General features: G+C 46.7%; 18 protein-coding genes and 1 tRNA gene. 8 read left to right on the top strand and 11 right to left on the bottom strand.

From position 1 onward, the window contains the following. Positions 1 to 428 precede the first annotated feature (428 nt). From B2U97_RS09180 to B2U97_RS09170, 3 genes are all read right to left on the bottom strand, one after another. Entirely contained in the window at positions 429 to 1,100 is a 672-nt protein-coding gene (locus B2U97_RS09180) for a YagK/YfjJ domain-containing protein (RefSeq protein ID WP_286823351.1), read from the bottom strand. A 475-nt stretch (positions 1,101 to 1,575) separates the two neighbouring features. Further along, positions 1,576 to 3,147, bottom strand: a complete 1,572-nt coding sequence (locus B2U97_RS09175; RefSeq protein WP_286823350.1) for a YfjI family protein — start codon at positions 3,145 to 3,147, stop codon at positions 1,576 to 1,578. Further along, positions 3,137 to 3,373: a helix-turn-helix transcriptional regulator gene (locus B2U97_RS09170; protein WP_286823349.1), complete on the bottom strand. Its 237-nt coding sequence runs from the start codon at positions 3,371 to 3,373 to the stop codon at positions 3,137 to 3,139. Before B2U97_RS09170 ends, B2U97_RS09175 begins: the two co-directional genes overlap by 11 nt. A 123-nt stretch (positions 3,374 to 3,496) precedes the next feature. On the opposite strand from B2U97_RS09170, the gene B2U97_RS09165 reads away from it, so the two are divergent. Further along, complete coding sequence (locus B2U97_RS09165; RefSeq protein ID WP_286823348.1) at positions 3,497 to 4,906, top strand: hypothetical protein; 1,410 nt, start codon at positions 3,497 to 3,499, stop codon at positions 4,904 to 4,906. Positions 4,907 to 4,946: 40 nt separating this feature from the next. Here the strand turns inward: B2U97_RS09165 and B2U97_RS09160 are convergent, their stop codons facing one another. The 5 genes from B2U97_RS09160 to B2U97_RS09140 all read right to left on the bottom strand — a co-directional run bounded on the left by B2U97_RS09160 (position 4,947) and on the right by B2U97_RS09140 (position 10,409). Continuing rightward, positions 4,947 to 6,173: an integrase domain-containing protein gene (locus tag B2U97_RS09160; RefSeq protein ID WP_286823347.1), complete on the bottom strand. Its 1,227-nt coding sequence runs from the start codon at positions 6,171 to 6,173 to the stop codon at positions 4,947 to 4,949. A gap of 165 nt (positions 6,174 to 6,338) precedes the next feature. Continuing rightward, a tRNA-Phe gene (locus tag B2U97_RS09155) sits at positions 6,339 to 6,414 on the bottom strand. Positions 6,415 to 6,517: 103 nt separating this feature from the next. Further along, positions 6,518 to 8,428, bottom strand: a complete 1,911-nt coding sequence (gene speA / locus B2U97_RS09150) for a biosynthetic arginine decarboxylase (protein ID WP_272990825.1) — start codon at positions 8,426 to 8,428, stop codon at positions 6,518 to 6,520. Between the two features lies 1 nt (position 8,429). Next, positions 8,430 to 9,356 carry an agmatinase gene (gene speB / locus B2U97_RS09145; RefSeq protein WP_272990822.1) on the bottom strand — a complete coding sequence of 309 codons (927 nt, stop codon included), beginning with the start codon at positions 9,354 to 9,356 and terminating at the stop codon, positions 8,430 to 8,432. A gap of 18 nt (positions 9,357 to 9,374) precedes the next feature. Beyond that, entirely contained in the window at positions 9,375 to 10,409 is a 1,035-nt protein-coding gene (locus tag B2U97_RS09140; RefSeq protein WP_272990820.1) for a 6-phosphofructokinase, read from the bottom strand. Between the two features lie 71 nt (positions 10,410 to 10,480). Here B2U97_RS09140 and B2U97_RS09135 point away from each other — a divergent pair, with 71 nt between their 5' ends. Then, entirely contained in the window at positions 10,481 to 11,551 is a 1,071-nt protein-coding gene (locus tag B2U97_RS09135) for an Ldh family oxidoreductase (RefSeq protein WP_034818135.1), read from the top strand. On the opposite strand, the gene pdxH is transcribed toward B2U97_RS09135, so the two are convergent. The 3 genes from pdxH to B2U97_RS09120 are packed head-to-tail and all read right to left on the bottom strand — an operon-like array spanning position 11,532 to position 15,418. Next, entirely contained in the window at positions 11,532 to 12,170 is a 639-nt protein-coding gene (gene pdxH, locus B2U97_RS09130) for a pyridoxamine 5'-phosphate oxidase (protein WP_286823346.1), read from the bottom strand. The two genes, B2U97_RS09135 and pdxH, sit on opposite strands and share 20 nt — an antisense overlap. Positions 12,171 to 12,187: 17 nt before the next feature. Further along, positions 12,188 to 13,750 (bottom strand): response regulator, encoded by a 1,563-nt coding sequence (locus B2U97_RS09125; RefSeq protein ID WP_286823345.1) that lies wholly within the window; start codon positions 13,748 to 13,750, stop codon positions 12,188 to 12,190. 15 nt (positions 13,751 to 13,765) lie between these two features. Further along, a complete protein-coding gene (locus B2U97_RS09120; RefSeq protein WP_286830459.1) occupies positions 13,766 to 15,418 on the bottom strand; it encodes an amidohydrolase in 1,653 nt (550 codons plus the stop codon). A 201-nt stretch (positions 15,419 to 15,619) separates the two neighbouring features. Here B2U97_RS09120 and B2U97_RS09115 point away from each other — a divergent pair, with 201 nt between their 5' ends. From B2U97_RS09115 to fliE, 6 genes are all read left to right on the top strand, one after another. Further along, the gene (locus B2U97_RS09115; RefSeq protein ID WP_034818127.1) at positions 15,620 to 16,243 is read left to right on the top strand and encodes a LuxR C-terminal-related transcriptional regulator; all 624 of its coding nucleotides are present in this window, start codon (positions 15,620 to 15,622) and stop codon (positions 16,241 to 16,243) included. A 10-nt stretch (positions 16,244 to 16,253) separates the two neighbouring features. Beyond that, on the top strand, positions 16,254 to 16,781 hold the full coding sequence (locus tag B2U97_RS09110) for a DUF1285 domain-containing protein (protein ID WP_286823342.1): 528 nt from the start codon (positions 16,254 to 16,256) through the stop codon (positions 16,779 to 16,781). Positions 16,782 to 16,802: 21 nt separating this feature from the next. Continuing rightward, positions 16,803 to 17,936: a sigma 54-interacting transcriptional regulator gene (locus B2U97_RS09105; protein ID WP_286830457.1), complete on the top strand. Its 1,134-nt coding sequence runs from the start codon at positions 16,803 to 16,805 to the stop codon at positions 17,934 to 17,936. 118 nt (positions 17,937 to 18,054) lie between these two features. Next, on the top strand, positions 18,055 to 19,062 hold the full coding sequence (locus B2U97_RS09100; protein WP_011234454.1) for a sensor histidine kinase: 1,008 nt from the start codon (positions 18,055 to 18,057) through the stop codon (positions 19,060 to 19,062). Further along, positions 19,055 to 20,416, top strand: coding sequence for a sigma-54-dependent transcriptional regulator (locus B2U97_RS09095; protein WP_011234453.1), 1,362 nt, complete (start codon positions 19,055 to 19,057; stop codon positions 20,414 to 20,416). The genes B2U97_RS09100 and B2U97_RS09095 overlap by 8 nt, the downstream gene beginning before the upstream one ends. A 147-nt stretch (positions 20,417 to 20,563) precedes the next feature. After that, positions 20,564 to 20,896, top strand: a complete 333-nt coding sequence (gene fliE, locus B2U97_RS09090; protein ID WP_011234452.1) for a flagellar hook-basal body complex protein FliE — start codon at positions 20,564 to 20,566, stop codon at positions 20,894 to 20,896. Positions 20,897 to 20,900: the final 4 nt, after the last annotated feature.

The following is a 20,900-nucleotide window of genomic DNA, read 5'->3' as shown; positions in this document are numbered from 1 at the left end:
AGAACGAGGGCATGCCGGAATTAATAGAAACACCAGCACCACAAAGAAAGACAACTCGACCCCTATCCCTCTTAGTTAAAAGGCTATCTGGAATATTAGGGCCGTCAGAATAAAAACGCATTAAGAAGCTCCCAGTTAGGAACTATTTAAACTAAACCAAATGTTTAAAGTGCTCAACCACTAAGTACTCCCTCGACTGCTCCGTATATAAATTGAAGAGAAAAACAGAGCGACACAAGGTTCGCGAGCACAACCTTGTGACGAAGCGCATTAGGGACGTATTAAAACAAATAGACGTCCCGGTGCTTTACCACTGCAGTTACCCGTGCGGAAGGGGGCAGATGTATTGTCGTTAAGAACGGAGGGAGGCCAAGTATAACCTCCCCTACGTTGCTTGGTGCCTTATGCTGGCGCTTTATTTTTTGTCTTTACTTCCGACTGGTTGTGAACGCAGGGCGTCCTCGCCGGTATAGTGTTGAATCTTCCTTACACAGATAGCTGTAGTGACGAAAGGCATCTCTCATATCTTGGTTAGTAGAGTTAAATGGACCTTTCAGGCGACGGAATGAAGGTGTAGAACCATGTATAAGACACTCAGTCGTATTTTCACTAACGTTGGCGATACTGAACCAAGAACTCCGGATGATCTTGGTAAGTTCTGAGTCATCGTCTGGACCCATGTGTCCAACTTGTCTGAATACATCGTTATTTACGAAAAGAACAACGTGGTAATGCTCGTAGGGGGATTCCACGCGTTGCTCGGTTTTTTGGGCATAGCGAACAGTGCATTGGTGTACATAAGGCTTAAGTTTCAGCTCTTTTTCATATTTAGCTTTAACCTTTCTATTAACAGCCTTGAATAAACGCTCCATTGGAGGAACAGGATGTAAAGGAATCCCCGCTACTGGCACCTTCAAGTCAAATCGCACTGCTAACGTTCTTTTATGCTCTTCGAGCGCTCGCTCCATAGTGTTATAGAGGCGACTTAAATTCTCCTCAATATATGGCGCATGTTGAGGCCATAATGGGAAGCCTCTGTACGACTTATCGTAGTAGAGCGTATGATTATGGTTCATAGGGTTGCGTGTTGGTAAATTCATATTTAGCTCCTTGATCATTGACCACTCATAGATGATCTGATCCTGTAATTTTTAACCATGAGTCAGACGGTAAGCTTTGAGGCTTACCTATCATTGGCTTAGCATTGGTTACTAGACGTACCAATGAATGATATAAACAGTGTTAGTAATAAGTATTACTATTACCGAGAAAACGAGTGTCGGCATCCACGTCACTTTTTGATCTCAAGTGACAGCGTGCTCGACGATTTTTACTAACTCTCAGTGTTCGGAAGTTAGTATTTGGCTGGCAAAAAGATTGCCGGTTTGGCAATGCTACGAGGCTGATCAGTTCCTCGCAGCTAGAGCCTTTTTCGAGCCGTTTTCAAAACGAAATGGTCGAAAATCCTGATACACCTGATATCCGTATCAGCCGTATCGGTTTTTTTAATGGGTCAGCGCTGAAAAGTGCTCTATTTTATGGTGTCTGGTCGTTCTTCTCTTAAAGATTTTTAGCTTAGTACCAGTGAGATTTGTAAGCTGGCAGCTCTTTAATTTTTCCTCCCGTAGTAGGTGCGTACCAGTTCTCCATTGAAACCTTATGTTTTTGACAAAAAGCTTCCCATCGCGGTAGTTCGTCGTGTACGTTCGGGGTTAGATCAATATAAGTAAATCCAGTTCTCACTATTCTCCAAACAGCAATGTGGCCTTCGTTTGCTAAAATCTCGAGAGCTCGATTTAGCCGCACCATGTTGCGCAAACGATATGGACCGCTCTTTCTAAGAGGTGTTTTAGCAACGTAACGCTCACCATATTGTTGTTGTGCTAAAAGGTATTCATAGAGAGCAGCTGCGTCCTGAATGTAGTCAGGCTGAACTTGAAAATACTTCAAATAGTGGTCAGAGAAGTGAAAGCAGATTTTAGCCGCGTCATTAAGCATGCGGCGTGATATTTTTGCTCCCTTACCTTTCTCAAAGTAAGTTATGGCACCGGCAGTACGGCTTATATTCTCGAATAACTTGCTCGCATGTTCTGAGGCATGTTCATATTTTCCCCCCGGCTTTAACTCGTTCTCTATTCTCATGCACATCTCCCAAGCATAGGGCTTACAGTCTTCATCATATTCAACCAAATAGCGGTTGTTATCACCCAAAAGCAAATGCTCATCGTATTCAGTCAAGACTTCATTCAGCCTATTGTTGAATCGTCTGCCGCCCTCTTTAAAGTAAGAAATGTTAGGGGGGATCGTTCTGTAGCCTTGCTCACTTTGCGGGTTACAGAATAAACACCTGGAAAAGAAACCTATGCCTTTAGCTTCATCTCCCTTTTTGCTCATGAAGTTATCTAGGGCAACTGGTTGTGCTGCAATTGCAAGCGTCAGTCTCACGTTCTCAAGCACATAACTGTCTGATGACTTTCGGTGCACGGTATACGAATCGCCAGACCACGTACTATTTAAAAAAGCAAGGTTTCGAACGACTGGACCGCCTAAGATAGTTCCTCCCTCACTAGATATAAGTGCAGCATTCCCTGTGCCCTGTTTAAGTTCATATTGCAATGCTTCTGGCATGATATCCTCGAAAATTAGATCTCGGCTTATCGGTCTGTCTGGTTTTTCTTCCTCCAGATCGAGCAAGTATAGCTCCGCTATTTCTATGATTTCTTCATCCCCTGATTCCAAAGCTTTTCTATGTTCTTTTCTTAAGTGCCTCTTTTTATCGTCATGAATTTCACAGAGCTTCTCGTAGTGTTTCAATTCCTCCTCGAACTTCTTCCTGTGTTTGCGTTGATACTCATACAAAACTTTAAACGCGAGCTTCATTAATGCGCTTTTTCTTTCTCCCGACATAGCAGTTATCCATATCCATATAGGAGATGGGCTGGAGCCACCGTAAATTTGCTCCACATCGATTAAGCCCTGTTGCGCAACCGATATTGCGGCAAGTACAGTTACAAGGCACATTTCACGCGGGGCTTGAACGGTCTTATGTAAGTATTCAACAGCTTCGTTAATTAATGGGCAATTAGGCAAACCTTTACTCAGATCTGGCCACTCGGGTTGTTCAATAGTAAAATTTTCAGCTTGCATTTCGTTCCTCCATACGTGCATTTACCCAGTCAACTACTTCCTGCTCTATGTAGCGAACGGACCGCTCACCAACGCTAATAGGCTTAGGGTAGGTGGGGTCGTAGCTCTTCGAGTTTTTATCCAACTTCGCAAAGTGATACGATTTCGAAATCGACAATAAATCAAGCACCTCCTGTAGCCGCAGTACTTTGCCTGGTAGTCGGGTGTTTTTGTTTTCGCTCAGCATATCTAATCCTCCTTCATGCGAAATTGCGGAACACGAGAATTATTACAGCGCACAATGGCATGTGGTGACCAGCAATCTAAGGGGACAAAAGTGTGTAAAAATGGAATTCTAAGGGTTGGGCGTATGGAAGAATTTACCACCGCTAAAGATTACCTAGATGGACTTCATTCTATCGATTGGTGGCGTTATCAATACATTCATCGCTATGTAAATCAGAAGCTGATTAGTTTGAAGAGGCTGGACAGAGAATTTATCGCAACCTTCGAATGGTTAGAAGCCGTAGCAGATAAGTACGGGGTATTAGAAAATAAACAAACCCTAACCTCCACTCAATTGACTAGTTCGCTCATAGATATGGCGAACGGTCTGGTCTATAGCTACCACATACGCCATCAAGTCGGTGCTGAAATAAACCTGGTCTACGAAAACATTGCTGCTTCGTTTGGGTATCTTTTCGATAGACTTGCCATTGAAGAAGTAAAGGGGGTGAAAGTCATGCATGACATGAGTATGGAATTAGGCTTTTTAGTCGTTCCATTCTATTTAGATCCTGATAAAGAAACTTCATGGGGAGCATTCGTGGAAGAATGTGATGATGACCGTTTTAGAGTTAGCCGGAGTAGGTTATATGCATATCCCAGAAATTTCATACAGGATAAGCCTGTTCAGGTGGTTTATTCTGGTGATAAGTGTGATGTTAAAGATAAGTGGAACATGGTTGTCTACTACGATGGAAGCTTGACAACTGGAGAGCTCGAAAAGCAGATAAGTGCTAGCTGGGAGCAGAGCTCTCTTGTTGAAATAGGTAACCCAACACGATGTAAGTTTCAGATGAATATTAATCGAGGGCAGTGTTCGCGTAGGGATGTTTCTAAATATTTAAAGGCAAGCATTATTAGGCTTAAAACTATCGGTTGCGGAGGTTTTTTTGTTTTTCTGGACGAGGGTTATGAAAGGGGACAAGCGATAAAGCGCGAAGACGTACCATCTCGCAGTGTTGAAATTAACGAAATTATTCGTGCAGAAGGCAAGTTAATACACACGAAAACTCAGTATAAGCGAATTATGCAGAGGAGGCGCAAATTAGATAGAGAGAATAGACAATACATCGATGCTCTGAAGCTTATAGATCATAACTTCAACCAATATATTAGCTCAGAGAAAAGTAATACTCGCCGCGCAGTTGGTCTGAGAATATGGGATAGAGTTACTGAGCTTCGCTCGGAGCAAGTGTTAGCTGAATATTGTATTAAAGATGGGTCAATTAACTTTTCAAAACAGGAAGAAGCTCGAGAGAAAGAAACTACTGTAGGGAAGGTAATAAGCTCGTTAATTAGAGAGCTTTCGGAACATAATCCCGAGATTTTAAACTACTACCGGAAAGGGTGGAATGATAGTGACACATCTGCAAGTGGATTGACTATAATGGATACTCTAAAAAAGCGTATGAGACGAGACTATCAAATGACAGATTACTGTATTACCAACAGGGGTTACTATAGTCCTTACCAAGCAACAAAGGGAAGTAAGTAGTTTTAGTTATGGGGTGGTGAAAATTATTAGAGTTCATTTACTACGTATTTGTACAGCTTAAAGATAATGACCCTCGCGACGCTTCCTCAATATGCTCAGACCACCATTCCATCATTTCCCTGCGCTGCTTCATGTAAGTAGCGCGGTTATATGCCGCCCGAATTTTGTCTTTGTCCTTATGCGCCAGCGCAACTTCAATCACGTCCTTATCAAAACCCTGCTCGTTAAGCGTGGTGCTAGCTAGAGCTCTAAGGCCGTGGGCAACTAGACGACCTTCGAAGCCCATGCGCTTGAGCGCCATGTTAGCGGTCTCTTTATTGGCATGCTTGAGGGGAGCCCTATCAGAAGGGAATATAAACTCTCTGTGACCGCTCAGCGGCTGCATGAACTCCAACAATGCTAAAGACTGCTTAGTTAATGGAACTTCGTGAGGTTGCCCCATTTTCATTCTTTCGGCGGGAATCGCCCATATGGCTTTATCGAAGTCGATTTCTTGCCAACGCGCTTGCACGGCTTCACCTGGGCGGACCATGGTGTGCAGTTGCCACTCAATCAAACAACGAGTCACGTATTTGATGTTAGCAAAGTTTAAAGCCCGCATGAGCTCTGGTAATTCATCAGGAGTCAGTGTTGGCATATTTTTAACCCTAGATGAGGGTATCACCTGCTTAATACCTGTCAGAGGGTTATGGTTGATGTACCCGACATTAAGAGCGAATGACATTACGTTATTCATACGGCGAGCGACCTTACGTGCCATCTCAAAGCTATTTCGTTTGGTAAGAGCCTCAATGGCTTCTATCGCTTTCGGTGCCGTTAACTGTTTGACGGGAATTGCCCCGACTCGTGGGAACACATCATTTTCTAGTGAGCGCCACAATTTTTGTGCTGTGTCAGGCTTCAAACTCTTCCGGTGCGTCTCTAACCAACGTTCAGCGACCGCTTTGAATGTATTGCCGGCGTCAGCTCGTTTCGCTTCGACTTGCTCGTCTCGGTGGGATATAGGATCAATATCCTGCGCGAGAAGCTCGCGGTTTTGCTGGCGCTTCTCGCGGGCTAAAGCTAGAGACAAATCAGGAAAGGGGCCAAGGGTTAAATTTCGGCGGCGTTTAGTGAAGGGCTCAAAGTAATTAAATATCCATACCTTTTTCCCTGAAGGCTTGACCCTTAGGTGCAGTCCGTTGCCGTCAGAAAGATTGTATTCTTTGTCCTTTGGCTTAGCTTCGCTAACTTCTCGAGCGCTAAGTGGTTTAGTGATACGGGCCATTTTAGTAACACGCCTTTAGTACATTTTGCTCTGTGTTACTAAACAGTGTACTAAAAAGTGTGGATATTACTGAACCTAAAAAGACTGCAAAAGACCGAAATGCCGCTAAAGCTATTGATTAATAAGGAATTAAAGTACAAATGAGGACCACTTAGGAGGGGGAAGTGGTGCCCGGAGGCGGAATCGAACCACCGACACGAGGATTTTCAATCCTCTGCTCTACCGACTGAGCTATCCGGGCAACGAGGCGTATTAAACGTTTTTTTCAGTTTCGAGTCAACCGCTTTTTGTACCTTTTCTACTGTTTGCTCAGTAATTGCACATTAAGCGGTTGTTTCGGTGGATTATTCAACACGTAAATAGGTACTGCCGGCTAAACAGTGCTCGTAAAAGTTTGTCCAGCGGACACCTTCGCGTGGCGCCAGTGAACCTTTTCTCACCTGACGGTCAATTTGTTTTTTCACCGTTTTGGCCATGTATTCGGTATTGTACTGCATGGTTTGTAGTACTTTTTCGGCAGATGTGCCAGGTACCACTTCTTCAATATAGAAATCGCCCGGTTCGTCATCGTGGCAGTACACATGCACTTCGGTTAAGCGGCCAAACAGGTTGTGCATATCGCCCATAACGTCCTGATATGCGCCGGTTAGGAACAACCCCACATGATAGTCTTCGCCTTTGCGCAGGTTATGCATGGGAATATGGTCGCTAATTTCGGTGCCTTCAATGTACTTGCTGAGTTTACCGTCACTATCGCAGGTAATATCGACAATTGAGCAGCGTACTTCCGGCTGTTCGTTCAGCCGCGAAATAGGCACGACCGGAAGTACTTGCCCAATGGCCCAGGTATCTGCCGCCGACTGGAACACCGAAAAGTTACATAGGTACTGGCTGGCGAGCATGTCTTCCAGCTCTTCCAGTTCCTGCATTACATAGGTGTCTTTATCCAGCGAATGGTGGATATCTGCCACTATCTGCCAGTACATGGTATCCAGTTTGGCCATTTCATTCAGCGATAAAATACCCAGTTTAAAAGCTTCATAGGCATTTTGTTTATAACCGGCCGCGTCGTTGTAACGCTCCTGCGGGTGGAACTGGTCGCCCGAGTTGTGCAGTTCGCGCATATTTTTAACCAAAATGTGTTCGTCACTGCTGGCACTAATATCGAACTGCGTGCCCGCGGGCTTCATTTCGCCCACAATATTAGTAACAACACAGCTATGATGCGCAGTCATAGCGCGGCCACTTTCGCTGACTAAATTAGGGTGGGGGACTTTTTCCAAGTCACAAATTTGCTTCACACCCCAGACAACGTCAGCAACGTACTCTTCTGTGGAGTAGTTGCGTGAAGAGTCGTTGGTGGTACTTGTGCCATCGTAATCAATGCCTAAACCGCCACCAATATCGAGGTACTCTAAAGGCACGCCTTCCAGTACTAATTTGGCATACAGACGAGCGCCTTCGTTGACGGCTTCTTTAATTTTACGAATATCGGACAGTTGGCTGCCAATATGGAAATGCAGCAGCTTAGCGCAATGCAGCATATCTTCTTCACGCAGGCGCTCAATCACGTTAAGAATTTCAGCAATGCTCAGGCCAAACTTAGCCCGGTCACCGCTGGAGCCAGCCCATTTTCCGGAGCTTTTCACCATCATTTTTGAGCGCAGGCCTATCATGGGTTCAACACCCATTTGTTTGGCTAGCGGAATTAGCATTTCCAGTTCACTGAACTTCTCAATAACAATGATCATTTTACGTTTAAGTTGGCGGCCGAGCAGGGCAAGAGTCAGATAATCTTTGTCTTTGTAGCCATTAAGAATAGTCAGAGCTTCAGGGTTATCGTTGTACGCCATTACCGCCATTAATTCTGGCTTAGAACCGGCTTCCAGGCCGTAGTTGTAGGGTTCACCCGCGTCCATGATTTCTTCAACCACTTCCCGCATCTGGTTAACTTTTATCGGGAATACGCCGCAATACTGCCCCTGGTAGTTGGCTTCTTCTATCTGTTTACCAAAGGTTTCGTTAATAATTTCAACCTGCGAGCGCAGAATGTCGTGAAAGCGAATAACGGCCGGGAATTGAATGCCTTCCGAAATAATCTCATCCACCACTTCTTTCATATCAATGGTCACGTCGGGTAAGCGGTGGTTCGGGCGAATTTGAATGTTGCCGTTCTCGCCAATAGAAAAGTATCCCGCGCCCCAGCGGTTAACACCGTAGAGCTCTTCTGCTTGATCAATATTCCAGTCTGACATCTCAGGCTCCCGACTGTTGTAAAACGAGTAACAATTCGCGCACAATTTTAGCGGCGAATACGTCGGAATTGCCGGTTGGGTCTATTTGTGGAGACAATTCAACGACGTCGGCACCGACCAGGTTCTTTTGGCGCAATAGTTTCATCAAGCTGACAAAGGAATGGAAATCCTCGCCGCCGGGTTCAGGGGTTCCTGTGCCCGGTAAAAAAGAAGGATCGAAGTAGTCCAAATCTAACGTCAGATAAACCGGGCGGTCTTTGGCAATGGCTTCCACACTGTCGAGAAAGTCTTTGCGTGAACTGCGAATGGTTTTGTGTTCTTTCATCCACTGATATTCATCGCGCGTGCCAGAGCGGATACCGTACTGTATCAACTCATGGCCAGGACCAAAGTGATCAACTGAACGGCGAATAATAGACGCATGTGAATAATGGTAGCCGAGGAAACCGTCACGTAAATCAGCGTGCGCATCCAGATGCAGCAAAACCATATCGGGGTATTGTTTTAAATACTTAACGATAGGCGCATAGGAAATAGAATGCTCGCCACCCAAGGTCAGCAGTTTAATCTGCTCTTTTGCTAAATCAAGCGAGTCAAAAATAGCATTAAAGTCGTGAACCGCATGGTGCCACTGCTTTTCTTCGTCGTCATCAAAACCCAATCGCAGGTTGCCTAAGTCGTAGAAGGTTTGGTCTTCTAAGTCGGCATCAAGATACGGCGAGTATGACTCGATGTCTTCAGAAACGGCTCGCAAACCGTCAGGTCCTTCGCGGGTGCCTTTACGAAAACAGGCGGTACCATCAAAACCAAACCCCAGAATGTGGGTGTGTCCCGGGTGTATTTCGGTACTGTGTTGCGAACCGAAAAAAGGGCGGCTCGGGTCGTTTAATGGTACAGGTAGTGGCACCGTTAGTGGCGTTAGGGGCATTATCGTTACAGACCTCTCTCACTGAGTCGATTTATTGCGATCTTTTTTGATCGGATTAAACAGACTTTGTTGAATATTAATGAGCTCTTCACTGAGCTTTTTACGTTTTGTCCAGGTGTCAGTTAATGGTGTTTCGCTGAGCTCATTCGCTGTAACACCGGCCATAACCGCTGTTTTTCCCTGACGAACGAGTTCAACCGCATGCACACCTAGCCGCGTTCCTAAAATGCGATCCATTGCCGTAGGGCGTCCACCGCGCTGAACGTGCCCAAGTAAACAGGGACGACAAGGTAAGTTAAGACGATTTTCTAACTGTTCCGCAAGTCGAACCGCACCACCGGGCCATTGATTTTCGCATAACACCATGACGTAGCTCGAGTCACCGCGAACACGCTGTACCGATTCAATGTGCTTAACCAGCGCATCAACCGTTAATGGTTTATCTTTTTGCAGCTCGGGCAGAATCATTCGCTCGGCACCACAGGCCATAGCGCTGCTAATACCGATATAACCGGCGTTGCGCCCCATAACTTCGACAATAAAGACACGATCCATGGCCTCGGCGGTATCGCGGATTTTATCCAACGCGTCCATGGCGGTTTCTACTGCCGTGTCATAGCCAATAGTGTTATCTGTGCCAAAGAGATCATTATCGATGGTACCCGGAATACCGACAATGGGACCTTTCCAGAAGTTAGCCAGGTGCTCAGCACCACGGAACGAACCGTCGCCGCCAATAACGATAAAGGCGTCAATTTGGTGTGCGTCTAAATTCGTTGCGGCTTCCCGTCCGCCTTCTTCACTTTTAAAGCGCTCGCTGCGGGCGCTTTTAATAATGGTGCCGGAATATTGCAAAATGTGTTCAACGTCTTCACGGCCAAGTTTTACAAAGTCGTTATTCAGCAGGCCTTCATAGCCATGGCGAAACCCCATGACTTCTATGCCATAGTTTTCAGCAGCGAGAACTACGGCACGGAGTGCGGCGTTCATACCGGGGGCATCACCACCACTGGTTATAATGGCAATGCGGTTTATTGTGTTAACAGATGACACAATCTCTACTCCTTGATAATGTCTTATGCGTAGCTTAAACGACCTGCATGCCGTGACCAAGAGGAAATTTCATGAGCACTGATGTTGTACGTTTTGATTATTCAGAATTATCGGACTGGGCGCGTGCCTGTTTAGCTGAAGCAGGGGCTTCGGGTGAGGTGGCGCGTAACCTTGGTTACTACTTGCTGGAAGGTGATTTACTGGGGTTTAGTACTCATGGCTTAATTCGTCTGTTAAATAATTGCCAGTGGCTGCGCGACGGCAAGAGTCTGGCAAAAGGCCTGCCGGTGGTGCTGAGTGAGCGCGCTGCGGTGGCTAACTGGGACGCCCAGTTTTTGCCCGGACCTTACGTGGTGCCGCAGGCTATTGATGCAGCCTGCAAGATGGCGAAGCAAGCCGGTACCGGTACCGTTGTTGTACGCCGGAGCCAACACGTTGCAGCGCTCGCGGCCTATTTAAGCATTGCTACAGATCAGGGGCTGGTGGTGAGCTTAATGTGCTCGACTCCCGGACAACGCGCGGTAGCACCTTTTGGGGGCAAAGAAGCGGTGTTTTCACCTAACCCCTTTGCGGTTGGCGTTCCGAGTTCAAATGACCCTCTGTTGTTTGATATCAGTTTTTCCATGACTGCAGCGGGCAAGGTTCGTCAGGCTAAAGCGAACGGTACTCGGTTGCCTTATAAAGCATTGATAAAGCCTGATGGTGAATGGACGGATGATCCGCTAACTTTCTTTGAGTCACCGGGCAGTTCAATAGCCCCATTGGGCGGTGAGCAACTGGGTTATAAAGGCTACGGTCTCACTTTGTTTAGTGAAATTTGGTCGATGGCGTTAAGTCAGTACGGGCGCAGACAGGGCAGTGACGACGGCGATGCGAACTCAATATGGGTACAAGTGATTGACCCCGAAGCTTTTGGTGAAAAACAAAAGTTTTTACAGCAGGTGGATGACTTATTGGCAGACAGCCGTAAAAGTGCTCCTGCGGTTGCTGAGCAGCCGGTGCGTATTCCGGGGGAAGCGGCGCAGAAGCGCAAACGTGAGCAGCTGCAACAGGGAGTTTCCTACAGCAGCGCTACTTTAAAAGTTTTGCAACGCTGCGCCGAGTTCTGTGGTGTGGATTTACCTAAGGCTGTAAACGGGTAATACGCCAGTTTTCGCGGTCTTTGCTGTACTGGTAGCGGTCATGTAAACGGTGCTGGCCGCCTTGCCAGAATTCAAATTGTTGCGGATGAACGCTGTAGCCGCCCCAGCTTTGAGGGCGCGGAACTTCGGTGTTCTCATAGTCTTTCAGTAGTGACTGATAGTGGCTTTCCAGTATGTCGCGGCTTTCTACCGGGCGACTTTGTTGCGAAGCAAGCGCTGCAACCTGACTCTCTTTGGGGCGTGAGTGAAAGTAACGGTCGTTGTCTTCATCATCAAGGGGGATTGCACTACCAATAATACTAATTTGCCGTTCTAAGGGCAGCCAGGCAAAGTGCAGGGCAACTTGAGGGTTCTTGCTTATGTCCTGGCCTTTATGGCTGTTTTTGTTGGTATAAAACCGAAAGCCGGTATGGTCGTAACCTTTAAGCAGCACGATACGCTGGCTGGGCACGTGTTCAGCATCCACCGTTGCCAGTGTCATGGCGGTAGGGTCACTCAATAAATTGCTGTCTATTGCCTGCTGCATCCACTTTTCAAATTGCTTTATCGGGTCGGCTTCCAGTTGCTCGCGGTGCAGGCTGCCTAACCCGTATTCCCGACGCATTGCTTGTAAATCCATGACCTCTCCTTAATGGACTAAAGGTGCGTATCCTGTTTTTTGTCCAGGAAGCGCTGACGTATTTTTTCCATCGCATCCAGATTATCCAGCATAAGTCCCACTAGCTCTGGATCAAAGAATTTACCACTGTGCTGTAGCAGATAATCTGCGGCATCCTCAGATTCTTTTGCATCACGATAACTGCGCTGCGTTCGCAGGGCGTCAAAGTGACTGGTAATACTCAGAATTCGGGCGTTAAGGTCAATGGCTTTTGCCGATTTCTGGCTGGGAAAGCCTGTGCCATTCCAACGTTCGTGAATATCCTGAGCAATAAGGGCTGCGATTTTAGCAACTGCTGAGTCCGTCTGGCGTAAATAATCATGCCCCTGAATGACTTTCTGCATAATTTCTTCATATTCGTGAATACTCAATACGTCGGCGCGTTGAGCTAGCTCCATTTGCACCGACACTTTGCCGATATCATAAACGGATGCGGCTTGTTTTAACGCCTCGGCCTGTTCTTGAGTTGCACCTGAGAATATCGCCAGCTGGCCAGCCATTTCGGCGGAACGTTTAACATGGTGGCTAATTTCATCAATAGAATGTTTTTCAATGGCTTCGCCAACACTATAAAGCAGTTCGCGTTGTGCTTCCCGCTCGTTTTCTGTGGCTTGCAGGTTATCTATAGCAATGGAGCTATTATTCACAAAAAGCCCCAGCAGATTTTGATCCAGCTCAGATAAGTCACGGACACCACGAATAAAGAGTAAGTACTGGCGTGAACTGCTGGTTTTGTACAGACCGTAGTAATTACCGTCAACAATACGAAAATCAACATTCTGCGGGCTTTGCTGCATAGGGCGGACAATACCCCAGTCAATTTCGCCGTGTACGGGTTGCCCTACAGCCCTTTCATATTCGCCAGTGCCGCCAATAATTTCAAACGGGTCGTCAGTATCTGAACTGGCGGTCAGCGCATCAATGCGGCAATACATGGCGTCATCAGACAGAGTAATTAGCGCGACAAGTTGCTCCAGTATGCCCTGACATAAGGCTTGCATTGAGCGCGCAGAAAATACTTCAGCCGACGCGTTAATGACTTTTTCCAGACCACGTTTGTTGCGCTCAATAGCGTTTAAGTCACGATAAGCCCGTAAGCAGGAATACATCAGAGTAACCAGCTTGCGGTATGTGAGCTCAGTTTTTTCTTTATAGTCATCAATATCATAACGGGCAATGACATCTTCTTCGGGAGCCTGCCCCGGTTGTCCTGTTCGCAGAACAATGCGTATCAGCCGGTTTTTCCGGGTTTCGCGTACCCACTGGGCAACATCGAGTCCGGCGTGATCGGTTTCCATCACTACATCCAGCAGCATCATGGCGATATTGGTGTTGTCCTGTAAAAACGCAATAGCGTCTTTGCCGGAATAAACCGAATGAAATTTCAGCGGACGACCGTCGAGTTTAAATTCACCTAATGCCATTTTGGTAATGGTGTGTATCTCTTCGTCGTCATCGACAATGAGTATATTATACGGTTCCGATACTTCTTCTTCCGCTATATCAGGCTCGTCATCAGAAAATAGAAAGTCATCGTTCATACTTATGCGTCCCTGTTAATAAACTCGTTCGCCCGCAACGTAAGTTTGTTCAACCTGAGTTTGCCAGATATCACTGGAGTCGACGGCAAATGGGTCTTGATCTACGACAATAAAGTCAGCCCATTTACCGGGTTCCAGCGAGCCCAGAGATTTCTCCTGCCAGGCACTGTAAGCGGCATCGATGGTAAATGAGCGCAGCGCTTGCTGCAGGCTCATTTTCTCTTCAGCATACCAACCTCCGGCTGGCATATCATCACGATCTTGTCGGGTAACCGCTGCATGCAGTCCGTAAAATGGATTAGCGAGTTCTACCGGGAAGTCTGAGCCGGCAGCAATAACCGTGCCCTGATCCAGCAGTGTTTGCCAGGCATAAGCTCCTTCCATACGCGCCGCGCCAAGACGATCTTCTGCCATATTCTTGTCACTGGTGGCATGCGTAGGCTGCATGGAAGCAACCAAATTGAGCTGGTTAAAACGCTTTAAATCGTCCGGATGTACAATTTGCGCATGCTCTATGCGGTTACGTAAATTGCGACCACCAAGTTCATTATAAACTTCTGCCAGGTTATCCAGTACAACGCGGTTGGCCCGGTCACCAATAGCGTGAGTATTTATCTGGAAGCCATGAGGAATGATAAGCTCGTACAGATCACGAATTTTTTCTTCTGAAGTGACCATCAGGCCATGGTTACCATGGTCGTCACTGTAGTCTTCCAGCAAAGCCGCACCGCGGCTCCCTAAAGCACCGTCGGCGTATATTTTAACGCTACGAATGGTCAGTTTCTGGTCGTCACTTTCGTAAGGGCCTTCTGCCAAAAGTTGCGCCAATTTAGGTTCGGTAGCGGCTATCATGCCATAGACCCTCAGAGGCATACGGCCCTGATTGTGCAACCCCTTGTAAACGGATATCTCATCGGCATTAATACCGGCGTCATGGACACTGGTAATGCCCAGTTTAATCAAATGCTCAAAAGCGAGTTCGTACGCGGCACGTTGTTGCTGAAGCGATGGTTCGGGAACAACATCCTCAACCAATTGCATTGCATTGTCGATCAGTACACCGGTTGGGTTGCCTTGTTCGTCACGAACAATTTCACCGCCTTCCGGGGCTACTGTGTCCTTATCTATTCCTGCAAGGCGCAAGGCTTCGCTGTTGGCCCAGCCAGCGTGCGCATCGACGCGGATTAACCAAACCGGACGGTCAGTGACCACCTCGTCAAGATGTGATGCGCTGGGGAAAGCTTTTTGTTGCCATTGCTCCTGATTCCAGCCTCGGCCTGTTATCCACTCCATTTCGGGTTGTTCGCCAGCATAGGTATGAACTTTTTTGACCGCTGCAGAAACCGAGTCGGTGTCGCGTAAATCCACCTGCAATAAGCTGGTGCCCAGACTCTGAATGTGTCCATGGGCATCAGTTAACCCCGGAAGAACGGTTTTTCCCTGCATATCAACGGTTTGCTCAGTTTCGGTAAATCGCTCAGCAAGTGCTTGACCACCAATGGCCTGAATTTTTCCATTTTCAACCAGCATGGTCGAAAACTGCTGCAACACCGCTTGTTCACCGGCAGGGCTGGTAAGGGTGTAGCCTTTCATGTTGGTATACAAGGTGTCGGCAATGGCTGAAGCCGATAAGCTGAGGCCGATAAACAGGCAGGTAATACGTCGCATAACAATAAAACTCCGTAGAAAATAACTTGGGCAACACTATAGCGTTTTTACTGTACAAGCGACTAGGCGTTCGCTGATTTTTTTGTTAACTAAGTTAACATTAGCTTTTTCAAAACCGGTATTGTCCGTAAAAAACTTGCTGTCTGTTATATTTTCGGTATGCTAAAAGTTAATTGAATAAGCGTTATTTTGGATCTCAAGATGAAAGTTCTAATTATTGACCCGCAGTTTTTTATGCGCGCAGGTCTTATACAAATTCTCACAAACTATGCGAATCAGCCTTCGATATACGAAGCAGAATCGTTTGAAGTTGCTGAGAGTTATTTATCGGCCGATGATTATGATTTGATTTTTTTGGAAATGGATTTACCGGACGCCGAAATTCGACCTGCGCTGCAACGCCTGAAAAAAGTGGCTCCACGTACGCATATTGTGTTGTTTACGCGCCCGCGCTCCATTTCGGAAGTTCGTCAGGTACTGGCTGCCGGAGTTCGCAGCTACTTGCCAAAAGACAGTTCAGCTGAGCAGGCTAAACTGGCTATTCGGGCTTTACTGAATGGTGACCGTCACATTCCTGATGACCCTCATTTGAATGAACCAAGAGACAAGTCCAGTGGAGCTGAGAGCTTTTTATCACCACGTCAGCTGGAAATAATGCAGTTGCTGGCTCAGGGGCTTTCAAATAAAGAGATTGCAAACATTCTGGGCATTACTGAAGGTACTATTCGTGTGCATTTGTCGGCAATATTCAAAGCCATTAAAGTATCGAATCGTACTGAAGCCACGCTTTGGTATCTACTGAGACAAAAAAAACTGGTCGACTAAGTTTCGATTTATGTCACTTAACCGATTAATTGCTGACCTAGAAAAACACCAACATGCACCAACCGAGTTGTGGGATCCGCCTTATTGTGGTGAGATCCCTATTCATATTGCTTCAAATGGCGACTGGTTTTATCAGGGGAGCCAGATAAAGCGCTCCGCATTGGTAAAACTCTTTGCGTCCGTTTTAGTGGTTGAAGACGGTGAGTATTTTTTAATAACACCTGCCGAAAAAGTTAAGATTACGGTTGAAGATACGCCCTTTGTCGTTGTCGACTGGCGTCAATTAGAAGAAAATGGGCAGCAATTATTACTGTTAACCACCAACATCGGTGATACTCTGGTATTGAGCTCTGAACATTCTCTCACAATGAAAAACGGCGTGCCCTACATTGTGATGCAACGAGGGTTAACAGCGAGAGTACATCGCAATGTATTCTATCAGTGGGTTTCACACGCAGAGTCAAGAACTGTCGATGGACAAGAACAGTGGTATCTGTCCAGTGCGGGTGAAACGTTTGTGTTAGGAAATGTGGAATAGGACGTTGCGGTAAACTCGTCTATGACAAAAACAAGAATAGTCTACCTGATTGAACAGCAACCAGAGCGTCGTCAGCATTTTGAAACGGTATTGACCTTTATTGGTGAAACCGTTGAAGTCATATCTCCCTCAGACACTCTAAAGCTTTGTGCTGCAGATGCACTCTGTGTGATCGCCGGTAATGGTATCGAGAATTTGCATAAGTTAGCTGGCGATGCGCCGCACCTACCTTTTATCTGTGCTAGTGATGACCCGCATAACGCGTTACAGAAAGCGAATGTCATAGGCCCTCTGGAAAAATCTTTCGATTACTCCAGCTTGTCGAACATGCTGCATTACTGTCAGGCCTATCATCAGCAAATGCCGACCAAAGCGGCAAGAAAGCGCCATCCGGGCGGCACTTTGTTTCTGGATGAAATTGGCGATATGCCATTGCCCATGCAGGTAAAACTGCTGCGAGTTTTGCAAGAACGCATCTTTGAACGCGTTGGGGGAAGTAAAAGCATTATTGCCGATGTACGAGTGGTTGCGGCCACTCACCGCGAGCTTGAACAGATGATTATTGACGGTAAATTCCGTGAAGACTTGTATTACCGCCTGAATGTTTTTCCTATTGAAGTTCCGGCTCTGCGCGAACGTCAGGAAGACGTGCCTTTACTGCTGCAGGAACTGACCCAGCGTTTTAAAAAGGAGCGGGGCGTCGGGGTACGTTTTACCGAACGAGCTTTGGAGTCGCTGTCCTATCATCGCTGGCCGGGCAACGTAAGGGAATTGACTAACCTGATAGAACGCTTGACCATAATGCACCCCGACAGCCTGGTTGATGTGCCCGATTTACCGCCTAAGTATCAGCATGTTGAACATGATGCTCCAACCCCGGATTATCCCGAAGAAATGCTTGAGCGCGAGGCGCTTAGTGCCATTTTCAGCGAGACAGACGAAGAACCTGATGACGAGACGCATAGTGCTATCGACTCTGAATTGCCCGATGACGGCGTTAATCTGAAAGGTATGCTAACCGAAATAGAAACGGGGATGATAGCGCAGGCACTGGATAAATCTGACTGGGTAGTTGCTAAAGCGGCCGATTTACTCAGTATGCGCCGCACAACCTTAGTTGAGAAAATGAAAAAGTACGGTATCCAGAAAGATTAAACTCAAAGTGTCAGTCTTTTGACAATCCGTAAAAACGTAACCAGCTGAAAATAAATAAGATTATACTGGCATCTATTTTGCATTACCTTCTCCATAGTTGTTAATTGGAGATGTCAGTATGGCCACCTACCATCAAATTATTGATGCCATGCCTAACGCTGTTATTTTACTGGACAGTCATGGGGTCGTGGATTATTGCAATGACAATGCCACGAGCCTTTTAGGACACCCTCTGAAAAAGTTTTTATGGCGGGAACTGGTTAGTGAACTGTTTGCTCCCAAAGCGGATGACTGGCACGAAGTGTCTCTGCGTAACGGGCGCCGGGTTCGTTTAGATACTTCGGTTGTGAACGAAAAACCGGGACAGCTTATTGTCCTGACAGACTTAACTGAGACCAGGCGTCTGCAAAATCGTATCAGTCATTTACAGCGCTTGTCTTCGATGGGAAAAATGGTGGCTTCGCTGGCACATCAGATAAGAACGCCACTCTCTGCCGCTATCCTTTATGCGCAAAACCTAAAGCAGGGCAAGATTTCAGCGGCTAAACAACAGCGTTTCTCCGACAAACTACTTTCCCGCCTGCATTCGCTGGAACAGCAGGTCAATGACATGCTGTTGTTTGCCAAAAGTGGTGAGCAACCCATGCTGGAAGAACTCAGTACCAATAGCTTGATCCAGCAGGTGTTAATGAATACAGAGAGTTATGCCGAGCAGCATCAGGTGAAAATTAATTGTAATGATCCAAACTTGGGTGTGGTGTTGCGAGCCAATCAGACCGCATTAGTTGGGGCAATACAGAATTTGGTTAACAACGCAGTTGATGCTAGCCAGCCCGGACAGGAAGTGTTGTTGAAAACCGATGTTGATGGCGGTAGCTGGAAAGTTTCTGTTATCGATTCCGGCTGCGGCATTCCGGCCGAAAAGCAAGACAGTGTATTCACCCCATTTTTTACTGAAAAGTCTAATGGAACCGGCTTAGGTCTGGCGGTTGTCCAAACCGTGATAAAAGCGCATAACGGCTTAATTGACTGGGAGAGTCAACCAGATAAAGGCTGCCGCTTTACCTTATCACTGCCGGTGTATGAATGGTCAGAGAATAAAATGAAAGAGGTACGTTATGGTTGAGCGACAGGTATTGGTTGTTGAAGATGACGTATCGCTGCGTGAAGCAATTATCGATACACTGGAACTGGCTGACTGTCAGTGCCTTGAAGCAGCCAACGGCGAAGAAGCTTTGCTTATTTTGAAAAAGGAATCGGTGGCACTGGTTATCAGTGATGTGCAAATGCCGGGAATTGATGGCTTACAACTTCTGCGCAGCATGAATAATCAGCAATACGATATTCCGGTTATTATGATGACGGCCTTTGCCAAGGTGGATGACGCAGTTGTTGCTATGCGCGAAGGCGCCGTCGATTATCTGACTAAGCCGTTCTCAATTGAAAAGCTACAAACACTGGTTCAGCGTTATCTGCCTGATGGCGCAATTAACGATATTGAACCGGTAGCAGAAGAAGATTCCAGCCAGGCAGTACTGGCTATGGCACGAAAAGTCGCGGCCAGTGAAGCGAGCGTTATGGTCACCGGACCAAGTGGCACCGGTAAAGAAGTGCTGGCGCGTTATATTCACCAGCATTCTGACCGTTCAGACGGGCCTTTTATTGCAATTAACTGCGCAGCTATACCGGAAAACATGCTGGAATCGATGTTGTTTGGTTATGAGAAAGGCGCCTTTACCGGCGCCAATCAGTCATCGCCAGGGAAGTTTGAGCTGGCGCAGGGCGGTACTCTGTTGCTGGATGAAGTTACTGAAATGGCCATGCACTTACAGGCTAAGCTGTTAAGGGTGATTCAGGAGCGTCAGGTCGAACGTTTGGGGTCACGTAAAACCATACAGTTGGATGTCCGATTAATAGCAACTTCTAACCGAGATTTACAGCAAGCGGTGCGCGAAGGGTTATTACGTGAAGATTTAATGTACCGGCTAAACGTGTTTCCACTGCACTGGAAGTCTTTACGTGAACGGCCTGCGGACATTGTTCCTCTGGCAGAGAACTTATTGCAGCGACATAAACAGCGCTCTGGTATTAAAACGCCTGTGAATTTTTCCGCTGCAGCAGAGCAGCAGTTAATGCGTTATTCCTGGCCGGGTAATGTCCGCGAGCTGGAAAATGTGGTGCAAAGAGCTCTGGTTCTGCATCGCGATGGAGAGATTCAGCCGCAGGATCTTATGCTGGAACTGAACGACATTGCGGAAACCGTTAGCGTGTTTCCAGAGCAAGTGGATACGCCCGAAGAGAAGTCAGAAAACCTCGATGAGTCACTTTTCCATCAGGAATACCAAATTATCAAAGAGGCGCTGCAACGGCATCAGGGAAAACGTCAACCGGTCGCCGATGAACTTGGGATTAGTCCACGCACGTTGCGCTACAAGCTTGCGAAAATTCGGGAACAGGGGTTGACTCTGACCGGCTCATAATACGGTCTTGAAATACCTCTTTCATTACCATTAGCCCTGTTTCTCAGGGCTTTTCTTTGTACCTTAAAGCCGCGATTAAAAGTTGGCATTTTGTTTGCATAACTAACCTTAAATAAAGTCAGTGATGAATTTTTGACGGGGTTAATTATGAAAGTGGAAGCAAACGCACTTTACCAACAGTTACAGTCTATGGCTACGCAGGCTTCCCAGCGTGATCAGCCTACGAATGTGAACGCCCTGCAAGGCAATACCGCTCAGGCTGATTTTTCCAATATGCTGAAAAATGCATTGGATAACGTCAACGAACTGCAGCAAACCTCAGGTGATTTAAAAACTCGCATGGAACTCGGTGACCCGAATGTCACGCTGGAGCAAACCATGATAGCCAGTCAGAAGTCGAGCATAGCGTTTGAGGCAACAGTTCAGGTGCGCAACAAAGTGGTTGAAGCGTACAAAGAAATAATGTCAATGCCGGTATAACCGC

The organism is Idiomarina sp. UBA3176 (genome assembly GCF_002364295.1).
Taxonomy (GTDB): domain Bacteria; phylum Pseudomonadota; class Gammaproteobacteria; order Enterobacterales; family Alteromonadaceae; genus Idiomarina; species Idiomarina loihiensis.
The sequence above is the reverse complement of the archived record's forward strand: the minus strand, read 5'-3'. Positions and strand labels throughout refer to the sequence as shown.